Consider the following 11,323-nt stretch of genomic DNA (forward strand, 5'->3'; position numbering starts at 1 on the left):
TGCACCGAAAGCGAATCATCAAACTGCGCGGGGCCACAACAGATTCAGGATCAAGAGCTTGACGCACTGGTTGAGGCAATACCGGATGCGGGAGGCGATGCCATCCGGGCCGATGCGGAAAGAGGATGGATGAGGACATACTTTGCGGAGGTCTTAGCCCGGGAACGGGCTTGTCTGGCCGGAATCACTGACCGGGCGATGCTGGCCTGCTGGCGCCGTCGCGTCGTCAAGGAGCTCATGACCCCGCAGTCGCCGTACGCGTTGGCGTTGCGACACACCGGGGATGTGCGTGACCGCGCCGACTTCCTCGATCAGTGGCGCGAGCTCCTCGCCGAGACGGTGGTTCGTTTACTGTACACAGGCGTCACGAGGGACACCCCGTGTGCTTCCCCGGAGGGCCCGAGGGCCGATGTCGACGCTCAAAAGACTGCTGTGCTGATTCTTGCGGCGCTTCATGGAGGCAGCACTCTGAGTCAGCTTGCACAAAACCCTCGGCCCCTCAACGCCGCACTCGACCTCGCGCTCGTGTCTTTTGAGGCAGTCGAGGACACCACTCCCCCAAGGACGGGAACGAGCAGCTCGATAAGTAAACTGGACTTGTGATGACAACCGTTGACTCGCGCAATGGCAGGCGCCTGACGGCGCGCGGTGAAAAGACGCGGGCAAAGATCGTCGCCGCAGCGGCCGACCTGATGTATGTCCAGGGCGTTGGGGCTACCACGCTCGACGACGTTCTAATGGCCAGTGGAGTGAGCAAGTCGCAGTTGTACCACCACTTCGCAGGCAAAGACGAGCTCGTGCGGGCCGTCATCGATCATGTCGGCGAACGCATCCTCGAGCGTGAGCGCGATGCCCTCGGTCATGTCGCGACGATCCCAGGCCTGCGACGCTGGCGTGATGCGTTGGTACAGAACAACGCCTTACGGCACGGCGCCTACGGCTGTGCGCTCGGTTCGCTGGCCTCTGAGGTCTCCGATCAAGACGATGCCGCCCGCAGGGCCGTGTCTCAGCTCTTCATTGAATGGCAGGGGCTGCTGGCAGGCGTGTTGCGCAGGCTTCAGGACGGTGGTGCGCTTCCGCCGGAGGCATCGATCGACCAGCTCGCGACCGGACTCATGGGTGCAGTCCAGGGAGGGTACATGCTGGCACAGACCGCGCGGGATGTCACACCCATGGCAACATCAATTGACATGGCGCTTGCGCATATCGAGAGCTTGTCTACTGACTGAGTTTCACTTCCGACCAGGCAACAGGTAGGGCTGAAAATCTCGCCCGGGATTCGGTTTGAGCTCACGCGTGGCCTACCGCATCTGAGTCATAGGGTAGAGCGCAGTAGCCGACGTAACAGTGCCGCAGCGGCATCCACTGCAGGGAAGTGCGATGTCGGTCCGGGGTGGTACCCCGGCAGCATCGGCTTCGGCCTTCAGCAGGTGGACATAGACCTGAAGAACAGTCATCGCCTCATCACACCACCTGACGTCATGCGGGTAAGTGTCCGCGACCTGCTCGAGCAACTCACGCCACCTGGACATGAGCTTCCACGTTCGCCCGTTCAATAGGGCGGGCAGTCGTCTGCTCCCCTTCCAGGTATCCGTTAGCGATCAGGTAGGCGCGGATTTTGCGCCGTGCATCGAAAACTGTTTTGTATATCGCGCCCCGATTCGAGCCGGACCGAGACACCATGGCGTCCATGGACACGCCGTTGACTACGATGGCGACGAAGACATGGCGCTGGTGATCGGTCAATGTCTCGTTCATTGCCCGCTGCACGGCCCTGATCAGTTCCCGCTGCTGTGTCTGAGCGAGTGGGTCGGTAGCTGTCAGCGCAGGGAGTTGTTCCCAGTCTTCGGCGTCCAGGGACACCGATGGCTGGCGCCATAAATGGCGGCCGAATTTGTTGGAGACCTCCAGCGCGACAAAGCGGTACGCCCAGGTCGTGAATCTGCTCTCCCCGCGAAAGGTGTCGAGTTTGTCCAGGAGGGAAACCATCGCATCATTGGCCGCCTGATGTGCAAGGTCGTCGAGTTCCGGCCCGTCGATACGGAAGCCGGGTCCACGTCGATACGTCTCATGGAAGGCGATCCTCAGCAACATCTTATGCAGGCGGCCCAACGCCGCGTCCCGTTGGGTTCCGGCGTCGCCAAGTGCGGTCAGCCACGATGAGGAGTCCATGTCCATGTCGTAAATCCCAATTCGGTGAGTGCGCCGTCTGTCGTCAGTGGTTCAGCACCGACACGGTCGGTGCTGCGGCTGACAGCTCCTGCGGCTCGGCGTCGAGTTGCGGAGCGCGGTTTGCCGCTGAGGTCCAGTCGATCCTCCGACCACGAAAACAGAACTATTTAGTCCAGAATAGTCCCCCGCCGCCCCAGCGGCAAGCCCCCCATTTACTCTTGCTGGCTGGGCTTGGCCGCACTCGTGAGCGCGTAATCCCGAGCACGGTAGGTGAGTCTGCGGGTTTGCTTCTACGGGCATGGACTATCGCCACAGGCCTTCCGTAGAACCTCCGAAACCTCTTCTGGACTAAAGGGTCCAAATAGGAGTAAAACTGTAAGAGTGTTTCGACAGCCGATTCGAGCACGCAGGGCTTTGCCCCGGCGCGGCCGGGGTCATTTGACAAGGGAGTCAGCATGTCTGAGAACCGCTTTATCAGCGACGCCATCAACGCCAGCGCAGAGACCGCCGAGGACCGTGTGAGGCTGACCGAAATGGTCGGCCAAACCGCGACCAGCGCGCCACCGGCTGCGACAGTCGAGGACGGGCCCAGCGATGCCTCGATCCTGAACTTCGCGCTCAACCTTGAGTACCTTGAAGCCGAGTTCTACCTTCGTGGCACAACGGGGCAGGGACTTCCCTCGGACATGGTCGGAGGGATCGGGACACCCGGCCAGGTGTACGGTGGCCGGCAGGTCGATTTCCGCAGTCCCTTGATCAAGAACATCGCCCGGGAAATCGCCATGGACGAGCGCGCCCACGTCGCGTTCCTCCGGGGCGCACTCGGAGATGCGGCCGTTGCACGCCCACGGATCTCCCTCGATCACAGTTTCACTGCCGCAGCCACCGCTGCCGGGTTGATCAAGCCCGGGCAAACCTTCGACGCCTACGCCAATGACCGCAACTTCCTCTTCGCCGCCTTCCTCTTCGAAGACGTGGGAGTCACCGCTTTCAAGGGCGCGGCGCCGTTCATCTCCAACAAGACTTATTTGGACGCAGCAGCAGGTCTGCTGGCCACAGAGGCCTACCACGCCGGGATCGTGCGGGCCACGCTGTTCAGTGAAGGGCTCGCGGACGACTCCGTGTTCGACGTCGTGCACAAGATCTCCGCGGTCCGCAACGCAGTCAGCGGCCCCGCAGACGATGACCAGGACCTCGGCACCAGGGACGTGGCCAACCTCGTTCCCACCGACGAATACGGCCGGACCTTTGGCCGGAGCGCCGCGCAGATCCTCAACATCGTCTACCTCGACCCCCAATCAGGCACCTCCGGCGGCTTCTACCCGGATGGGCTCAACGGAAACATCGTTCACGGCACCGGGCCGACCGCGGACTAAATGGCTGCCCTCGCCAAGCAGCGGTGCCGGCGAGCTACCTCATCGAGTGACCGGTGCAACGGCCGGCCGGCCTGGATGCCCCAGAGCGACACAGCATTCGAAGGGACCATGACATGTCAAACACTGCGAGGCCTGCAGCCAAAAGCGGAGACCGCATTGACGCAGGCGACATAGCGGAAGCGCTGACAAGAGCACCATTCACCTACACGGACGGGGCAACCCAAGTGTTCGCTCGTGACGGCCGCACCACCTACACCGAGGATGGGCACCCCATGCCCGGAAAATGGGGAGTCGACGATCAGGGGTGCTTCTGGTCCTTCTGGCCACCAACCTATCGCGCAACCTATGACGTCTTCTGGATTACTGATGCAGATGGCGACGCCGTCGGCATCCGGTTCACCGACCTCAATCACGGAGCGAGCTCTGAAGGACGATACACCTCCCAGCCCACCCCATCTCCTCGTTGATTGCCCCCAACAGGCCGCTCTGATCGATCATGCCCATTCTTGGGCTTCAGTCCCGATCTGGAGAACACTCCCAGAGAAAAGAAGGAACCAATGTCCACCCCCGATTACCGCAAAGATCCCGACAATGTTGCGGAACTCACCCCGGAGCAGTACGACGTCACCCAGAAAGCGGCGACGGAGCCGGCGTTCCGCAACGAGTACTGGGACAACCATGATGCCGGCCTGTATGTCGATATCGTCTCCGGAGAGCCGCTGTTCACGTCGCTCCACAAATTCGACAGCCGCACCGGTTGGCCCAGCTTCACGGTGCCGGTCGACCGCAGCAATATCGTCCTCAGCGAGGACCGCAGCTACGGCATAGTCCGAACCGAGGTGCGTTCCAAGCACGGTGACAGCCACCTCGGCCACCTGTTCAATGACGGCCCAGCCGCCGACGGTGGCTGGCGTTACTGTATCAACTCGGCCGCGTTGCGCTTCATACCTTTAGACCAGCTCGAGTCCGCCGGATACGGGCAGTTCCACGTACTCTTCGCCACGGAGGCAAAATCATGAGCCGCGAGCACGCGATACTGGCCAGCGGCTGCTTCTGGGGCGCCCAGGAGCTGCTTCGAAAGAAGCCGGGCGTGATCTCCACCCGCGCCGGATACTCGGGCGGCAACACACCAAACGCCACCTACCGTAATCACGGTGACCACGCCGAAAGCGTCGAGATCGTCTTCGATCCAGACATCCTCTCCTTCCGGGATCTGCTCGAGTTCTTCTTCCAGATCCATGACCCTTCGACCCGGGACCGGCAGGGCTACGACATCGGCCGCAGCTACCGGTCCGCGATCTTCTACACCAGTGAGGAGCAGAAACAGACCGCCCTGGACACCATCACGGATGTCGACGCGTCCGGACTTTGGCCCGGGAAGGTCGTCACTGAGGTCGAACCGGCCGGAGATTTCTGGGAAGCCGAGGAAGTACACCAGGACTACCTCCAGAAGTACCCCGACGGCTACACGTGCCACTACGCCCGCCCAGGATGGAAGCTCCCCCAGCGTGAGAGCCAGACCGCGTAAACCCGGTCCCCGGCCAGCAGGCCGTGAGATCCACGTGCCGATCCGTTGAAGGAGAAATGATGGCAGTTTTCGGAGGTCGCCGCCTCGACAACCCCGCGCTCCCGCCCGGGCAGTACCTGACGGAGTCGTTCCCTGTGCTGTCGGCAGGCCCGACCCCGTCGATCGATGAACGGAACTGGGAGTTCTTCATCCACACCGAAACCGAGCAGACCCACCGGTGGACCTGGGATCAGTTCATTGCCCTCCCGTCCGAGGACATCACAGTAGATATCCATTGCGTGACCAGCTGGTCCAAGTTGGGCACGGGCTGGAGAGGAGTGTCACTGAACACCCTGTTCGCTGAGGTCGAGACTGGTTTCGAATTCGTGATGGCCCACTCCTACGGCGGTTACACCACCAACCTTCCGCTGGAGGAGCTCCTCAACGGTCGGGCCTGGATCGCCTATGAGTACGACGGCGGCGAACTCGAACCCGAACACGGGGGCCCGGCACGCCTCCTGGTGCCCCACCTTTATTTCTGGAAGAGCGCCAAGTGGATACGAGGACTTGTCATGCAAAGCGAGGACAACCCCGGCTTCTGGGAAGAGAACGGCTACAACCTGCACGGTGATCCTTGGCGGGAAGAGCGCTACGCGTGACCCGCAGGGCCAACGGCTGGCTCACCGGCAGCCTCGCACGTGCACAGCGGCTGACATCCTCCGCCCGCAGCATCACCTTCACCGTGCCCGGCTGGCCAGGTAACGACGCAGGGCAGCACGTCGATGTCCGGCTCACCGCACCGGACGGGTATCAGGCTGTCCGCTCCTACTCAGTCGCCAGCACCGGCACCGGTGAGGAGATTGAACTGGCCATCGACCGGCTGCCGGACGGTGAGGTCTCGCCCTTCCTCGTCGACGACCTCGAACTCGGTGACAAGGTCGAACTCCGCGGCCCCCTCGGTGGATGGTTCGTGTGGCGCCCGGAACAAACCCAACCCGTCCAACTGATCGCCGGCGGCTCCGGTGTCGTCCCATTCATCGCGATGTTGCGCGCCCACCACCATGCCGGCAGCACGGTGCCCATGCAGCTGCTCTATTCGCTCCGCACACCCGGTGACGCGTTTTTCCGTGACGAACTGTCCCAGCCCTCAGCGACCGCGCGGACCATCTGGCACTACACCCGCACCGTACCGCCGGGATGGTCGCGCTCAGCCGGACGGCTCACCGCTGAAGACCTGAAGAGCGAGACTCTGCCGCCGGAACAAGTACCACTCACCTACATTTGCGGCCCCACCGGATTCGTCGAAACAGTCTCTCGCGCCCTCATCAGCCTTGGGCACGCAGCCGACAACATCCGCACGGAACGATTCGGAGGAACTTGATGGACCACCTCGACGGGAACGTTCTCGCGGGCCCGAGCACGGATCTTTTCGCTTTCGACCCGACCACGACACAGTGCCAATGCCAGTCCTGTGCAGATATCGCAACACTGGGCCAAGCCATGGTCTACGGCCAACCCATGGGATTCGTGGCCCGCTGCCGCTACTGCGACAACGTACTCGTCGTGATCGTCGAACACGACGGGCAGAAATCCCTCAACATGCGAGGGCTCCGCTGGCTACGGGTCACCGACCAAGCAAGCGACGACCGAATCTCAGCCGAAGCTTAAGAGGAGATCCAAGTGCGCCGGACAATAATACTCATCGGCTCCGCTCCTGCCGAATATACAAGCGCGATCGACGCCGGCCGCGCCCGCCTCGATCCTTTATTCGCCGCAAGCCCAGTAGAAGCTGACGACAAACTGCTTAGGCCTACGGAGGCCGAGAACTTTACCGGGTTCCCAGGCGGAGCCCTTGGCCTCAACCTCATAGTCAAGACGGAGCAGCATTGAGAGATTTAAGCAATCGCCGAAAGGTCGCCGTGTCCTCGGCAGCGCTGACGGATGCGCTCGGCCGCCTTTCTACCCATCGGGCGCATATTCTGGACCTGGTGTCGCCCACGCCGGGGCGCGTATTGCAGGGAACAGCTGTGACCATCCGGTTTGTCCCCTTTCGGCAGGACGTTTTCAACGCACAGGTCAACAATTTCGCCCGGCTCTTCTATGAGGCGGTTCCCGCTCATCCTGAGGATACTGTGCTGGTTCTAGCCAGCGGCGGTCATCCCGGTACTTCGGTGGGTGGCGGAACGAAATTTTCCCGATTACAGAATCAGAAACTTGCCGGGCTCCTTACAGACGGCCGGCTTCGGGATTTCGGTGAGCTTGAACGATACGAGCCTGTCTTCTACTGCAGCGGCGAGACCGTGAAGGCAGGCACGGCTGATCTGATGCCCATTGCTGCGAATGTGCCCGTAGTTATTGGAGGTGTAACTGTACTTCCCGGCGACTTCGTGTACGCAGACGCTGCAGCTTCGGTGATTATTCCATCCACGCTCGTAGACGAAACATTTCAGCTCGCAGCCAGGATTGAACAGGAGGACGCTGCCTTCCTGACGAGTATCCGTGGCGAAGACCCCCGTGAGATTCGTATTAGCGGGGCACAGGAATCCTGAGGTGCCCTCCCCGTTTCGGTGGAAACCAGAACATGAGCCCTCACGCAGGGGGGCGCAGCAGAAGCCGCTCGCGCTGCGAAACAGCAATCGGGGCGGTGATCTATAGAAGTCCGACAGCGTGTCCGGGAACCTCAGTGAGCAGTCCGAACCATCATCGCTTCCGGCCCCAGGGTGATGGGACCTGGAGCCTTGAGAATCAGATGCCAAGGGTCTGAATCGGTAAACTGAAACGCAAAGAACTGCATGACCTTTCCAGCCGGACCTCACACGGTCTGCCAAAATCGACGAGGACGATGTCGTTGTCCTTGATGGTGCTCACGAAATTTCGTCCATGAAGGTCACTGGTCGTCGGGAGTTCTCTCCTCAATGCCGTGGTCATCTGAGCGTCCTTAACCTCCGACGGTCGCGTACCCGGACATGATGACGGGTGCACTGACGTGCCCGCGCCTACCCTTTGGTGATAGGACCCGGCACAGCCGAATCAACAACATCCGCATACTCGGGATGTGCGCTGACGAATGCTGCCGCTAATGGACAGGATGCAGCGACGGACTCACCCTGCATCCGCAGCCTGTCAAGGACGCTGCCGAGGAGCCAGGCGGCGATCCCCTTGCCGGGGAAAACGGATGTCGCCCGCAGTGTCAGGCGGTTACCCGCTTTGCTGTAAACGACTCCAGCGACGGCCTCACCCCCAGATACGGCCTCGTAGATACCGCCCTCGCTGTTTTCGGTGATGACGAGGTCTACTGCATGGGGCGTTATCATTGCGGGCCGGTTCACCTCAGCGTCGTACTGTTCGATGCCGGTCAATCTGACCATGCCCTCAGCCTTTCCTGCCATGCCGCCTCCTAATCATTTCTCCTATCGGCCCTCGGGAGCGCCCGAACGCCGGATCAAGCGCTTCTTCTCCTACTCGACGACGATCTCGAGCAGAGCATTGGCAGATCCTGCTGAGTGACCGGACCCCCAGAGCCGTACCTGCTGACGAAGCCGCCGCAGGCCAGCATCTATGCCTTGCGGATCCTGACTATGGTCCACCCCGCGCGGCCTTATGGACACCCCCCTGCCGTCCTGTTCGGCCGCGAGATCGCGACCGTGGACTTCGAGAGCCGCTTTTCGTGGCCGCGGCATTACCGCCGACCATCGAGCGGGGGTGGCCCACGACGCTCGACGAAACGGAGCAATGACCTTGGTCTCAAATGTTTGCCTTAACTGTTTGGGTTGACTGTGGCGCTGGCACCGAGGGGTTCGACAGTGGCCGCCTTGCTCACAGCCCGCGTTCGTTCTGCGAGATCGTCTCGGTGCCGTTGCCTTGCTGCCAGGCGGTAAAATCGGCCAGCGACATAAAGCAGTAGTAGTCGCAGTACCGGGCCTGCTGCCGCTCCTCGTGGCTCATTCCGTCCCACCCAGCTGCTCACAGCGCATGCAGGAGCAGTTCCCAACCCAGGCGCCAATGATGGCCGAGGCGCGCCCCCGCATACGGTCCGCCGTAGCCGATGGTGCTGGGAACCTCGTACCAAAATATGAGGTCACAGTCTTCGGGGTTGTGGGCCGCCGTGACGGCCTCTTCCAGATCGTTCCATGCACCGGCGGAACGTTATTGATCAGAACATGGGTCGGACCGCCTGACAGCATGTCGCAACCAGCGATGGTGTGTTCTATGTCATCGGTCAGATCGGCAGTCATCACACAAACCTCAACACGCGGCGCACAGGCCCTGATGGGGTTGCCGGTCTCGTCGAGCTGGTCGGCAGTACGGGCGAGAAGAATCACATTGGCTCCGACCTTGGCTGGCGCCGGTACGATCGCTGCGCCGGTGTCCCGGCCAGCACCGGTGATCAGTGCGTTCCTGCTAACAAATCCAGCTGTCACTTGACGGTTCCTTTCACGCGATGTGTGCACCCCCTCACCCTGCACCTACATCATCTGTGTCAATCTTTCGCGCCGTCTTACCAACAACCTCAAGTGAGTAGTGCTCGCCGAACAGGTGTGCGAAACCTTGCCGCCAGCCTTGTAAGACGACGTGGTTTGGCGCCGCTAACTCGTCGAGAACTTGATGAGAGGCGAGCGACTATGACCAACACCGATGGTGGCGACAACTTCGAGAATCAGGCCGAGAATTTCGGCTTGCTTCCGCCCGACGAGAGCCTCGACACCGATGAACTGGGCGACGATATAGACGAAACCGGGTACTCCCCGTTGGATTGGCGGCCTGCCGACCTCTCCTGGGGCTTCACACTGCGCGAAGCGCGGTCCCGAGCGCCTCTATCCGCCCGGCTTGCCCGAGAGATTCCCGACGGGACAGAAGAAGTTCTCGGAGACGGTATTGGAGACACCACGGACACAGACGGCGAGGTTATCGACGATCAGGTCGGTTCAGTCCGAGCTGGCCGACTGACGTGGGCCTCCCCAGAGAGCTTCGACCCGGCAACGGATTACTGGGCGGACGACAACGGCATTGACGGTGCCGGTGCATCAGCGGAGGAAGCAGCAGTCCACATCGTCCTGGATCAAGAGGATCGGCGCTGGCCGTGAACAATGGGCCGAACAGGAGAAAAAACGCTTCATCCGGCTGTCTGGGCGCTCCCGACGGCCGACAGGACGAATGGTTGGGAGGCAGCATGGCAGGAAACGCCGAGGGCTCCGTGCCCCAGGTCCGCTCCGAGCACCCGGGACTGGACCTCCACCACCCCGAAGTGTCCCCGGCATGCATGGCGCCGGCCGTAGCCATTCAACGGCGGCGCGTGGGACCGGGAAGACCGGTGATGCAGACACCGGGTCCGCCCCGCCGTCCGGGATACCGGCCTATGAATGCGCCCCAGATGCGCGCCAAGCCGGAGGCCATAATGGCGCTATCAGAAACACGAGAAGGTTGTACTCGAGCATCTCGAACAGCAGTTCAGAATGGAAGACCCAAAGCTGACTGACTCCATGGAATCGGCCCCTTTCAGGTCCACCTGCCACATCGTTATCGGTGTGGCAGGCATCGTAGCCGGCTTGCTACTCGTGCTGCTAGGTGCAGTACTTCAAGGCCTGGTTCCGAACATCCTTGTCGGGGTCCTTGGATTTGCCATAACGATCATCGGAGGGCGTGTCACCTTGCACCACACCTCGGGAGGCAGTAACAAGGCAGCTGACCCCGCCGTTGCGCGGGCGGACGAAGAGCCAGATGCGCAGTCTCGATATCGCCGATAAGGGCACTATGGAGCTAGCTGACGGATTCCTGCGGCTGCGGTGGAGAGAAGGCGCGACAGTAGGAGCGGACGAAGCTCAAGCAGCACTGGCTGCCATCGAGGCGCTGGACCAGGGCGCGAGCCTTCCGATGCTCATCCATATTCAAGGAGTCAATTTCTCACGAGCTGCGCGGCGAATCCTTCCTTCAGCCTCGCAGATTTCCCGGATTGCCCTCGTGGGGTCATCCGCGGTGGATTACGTCATGGCCCTTTTCGTTTTGCATGTGGTCCCGTTGCCATTCCCCAGCAGGTACTTCACTTCCTCCCAAGAAGCAATAACATGGCTTCGCAAGCCTCCCGAATGACCAGCTGCGCCTGCGATGACTAGGCTGTGGGAGGAACCTGTGGAACGAGTTCGTGCTTCCACAATCGCTGCCATAAGCACCTGTTGTCGGTGACGGTCGAAAAGTGAGCCATTGTGACGGTTGAAAACTGAGCCACCCGTTCCAAACGATTGGGTGGGTGATCACAGTGGAGGATTGGGCG

At 61.4% G+C, this 11,323-nt stretch carries 15 protein-coding genes and 1 pseudogene; 12 read left to right on the forward strand and 4 right to left on the reverse strand.

Annotated elements, in window-relative coordinates:
• The first annotated feature begins 129 nt into the window (after window positions 1-129).
• Window positions 130-603, forward strand: a complete 474-nt coding sequence (locus AC5RWD_RS18110; RefSeq protein ID WP_494021332.1) for a hypothetical protein — start codon at window positions 130-132, stop codon at window positions 601-603.
• Window positions 603-1,229, forward strand: a complete 627-nt coding sequence (locus AC5RWD_RS18115) for a TetR/AcrR family transcriptional regulator (RefSeq protein ID WP_494021333.1) — start codon at window positions 603-605, stop codon at window positions 1,227-1,229. Before AC5RWD_RS18110 ends, AC5RWD_RS18115 begins: the two co-directional genes overlap by 1 nt.
• A 286-nt stretch (window positions 1,230-1,515) precedes the next feature.
• Here the strand turns inward: AC5RWD_RS18115 and AC5RWD_RS18120 are convergent, their stop codons facing one another.
• Entirely contained in the window at window positions 1,516-2,178 is a 663-nt protein-coding gene (locus AC5RWD_RS18120; protein WP_494021334.1) for a sigma-70 family RNA polymerase sigma factor, read from the reverse strand.
• Window positions 2,179-2,627: 449 nt separating this feature from the next.
• On the opposite strand from AC5RWD_RS18120, the gene AC5RWD_RS18125 reads away from it, so the two are divergent.
• From AC5RWD_RS18125 to AC5RWD_RS18155, 7 genes are all read left to right on the forward strand, one after another.
• Window positions 2,628-3,548, forward strand: a complete 921-nt coding sequence (locus AC5RWD_RS18125) for a ferritin-like domain-containing protein (protein ID WP_494021335.1) — start codon at window positions 2,628-2,630, stop codon at window positions 3,546-3,548.
• Between the two features lie 557 nt (window positions 3,549-4,105).
• A complete protein-coding gene (msrB, locus tag AC5RWD_RS18130) occupies window positions 4,106-4,567 on the forward strand; it encodes a peptide-methionine (R)-S-oxide reductase MsrB (protein WP_494021336.1) in 462 nt (153 codons plus the stop codon).
• The gene (gene msrA, locus AC5RWD_RS18135) at window positions 4,564-5,076 is read left to right on the forward strand and encodes a peptide-methionine (S)-S-oxide reductase MsrA (RefSeq protein ID WP_494021337.1); all 513 of its coding nucleotides are present in this window, start codon (window positions 4,564-4,566) and stop codon (window positions 5,074-5,076) included. The genes msrB and msrA overlap by 4 nt, the downstream gene beginning before the upstream one ends.
• 56 nt (window positions 5,077-5,132) lie before the next feature.
• The gene (locus tag AC5RWD_RS18140) at window positions 5,133-5,714 is read left to right on the forward strand and encodes a sulfite oxidase-like oxidoreductase (protein ID WP_494021338.1); all 582 of its coding nucleotides are present in this window, start codon (window positions 5,133-5,135) and stop codon (window positions 5,712-5,714) included.
• Window positions 5,711-6,436 carry a ferredoxin reductase gene (locus AC5RWD_RS18145; RefSeq protein WP_494021339.1) on the forward strand — a complete coding sequence of 242 codons (726 nt, stop codon included), beginning with the start codon at window positions 5,711-5,713 and terminating at the stop codon, window positions 6,434-6,436. The genes AC5RWD_RS18140 and AC5RWD_RS18145 overlap by 4 nt, the downstream gene beginning before the upstream one ends.
• The gene (locus tag AC5RWD_RS18150) at window positions 6,436-6,723 is read left to right on the forward strand and encodes a DUF6510 family protein (RefSeq protein WP_494021340.1); all 288 of its coding nucleotides are present in this window, start codon (window positions 6,436-6,438) and stop codon (window positions 6,721-6,723) included. Before AC5RWD_RS18145 ends, AC5RWD_RS18150 begins: the two co-directional genes overlap by 1 nt.
• A 251-nt stretch (window positions 6,724-6,974) precedes the next feature.
• Window positions 6,975-7,604 (forward strand): RraA family protein, encoded by a 630-nt coding sequence (locus tag AC5RWD_RS18155; RefSeq protein WP_494021341.1) that lies wholly within the window; start codon window positions 6,975-6,977, stop codon window positions 7,602-7,604.
• A gap of 447 nt (window positions 7,605-8,051) precedes the next feature.
• Here the strand turns inward: AC5RWD_RS18155 and AC5RWD_RS18160 are convergent, their stop codons facing one another.
• From AC5RWD_RS18160 to AC5RWD_RS18170, 3 genes are all read right to left on the reverse strand, one after another.
• Window positions 8,052-8,444 (reverse strand): GNAT family N-acetyltransferase, encoded by a 393-nt coding sequence (locus tag AC5RWD_RS18160; protein WP_494021342.1) that lies wholly within the window; start codon window positions 8,442-8,444, stop codon window positions 8,052-8,054.
• Between the two features lie 427 nt (window positions 8,445-8,871).
• Window positions 8,872-9,000 carry a hypothetical protein gene (locus tag AC5RWD_RS18165; RefSeq protein WP_494021343.1) on the reverse strand — a complete coding sequence of 43 codons (129 nt, stop codon included), beginning with the start codon at window positions 8,998-9,000 and terminating at the stop codon, window positions 8,872-8,874.
• The gene (locus AC5RWD_RS18170) at window positions 8,997-9,521 is read right to left on the reverse strand and encodes an SDR family NAD(P)-dependent oxidoreductase (protein ID WP_494021344.1); all 525 of its coding nucleotides are present in this window, start codon (window positions 9,519-9,521) and stop codon (window positions 8,997-8,999) included. Before AC5RWD_RS18170 ends, AC5RWD_RS18165 begins: the two co-directional genes overlap by 4 nt.
• A 156-nt stretch (window positions 9,522-9,677) precedes the next feature.
• On the opposite strand from AC5RWD_RS18170, the gene AC5RWD_RS18175 reads away from it, so the two are divergent.
• The 3 genes and pseudogenes from AC5RWD_RS18175 to AC5RWD_RS18185 all read left to right on the forward strand — a co-directional run bounded on the left by AC5RWD_RS18175 (window position 9,678) and on the right by AC5RWD_RS18185 (window position 11,142).
• Window positions 9,678-10,139: a DUF5709 domain-containing protein gene (locus AC5RWD_RS18175; RefSeq protein ID WP_494021345.1), complete on the forward strand. Its 462-nt coding sequence runs from the start codon at window positions 9,678-9,680 to the stop codon at window positions 10,137-10,139.
• Between the two features lie 336 nt (window positions 10,140-10,475).
• Window positions 10,476-10,799 (forward strand): annotated as a pseudogene (locus tag AC5RWD_RS18180) (DUF3040 domain-containing protein); the annotation flags it as partial.
• 7 nt (window positions 10,800-10,806) lie between these two features.
• The gene (locus tag AC5RWD_RS18185; RefSeq protein WP_494021348.1) at window positions 10,807-11,142 is read left to right on the forward strand and encodes a SpoIIAA family protein; all 336 of its coding nucleotides are present in this window, start codon (window positions 10,807-10,809) and stop codon (window positions 11,140-11,142) included.
• Window positions 11,143-11,323: the final 181 nt, after the last annotated feature.

The organism is Arthrobacter sp. CMU6 (assembly GCF_059090205.1).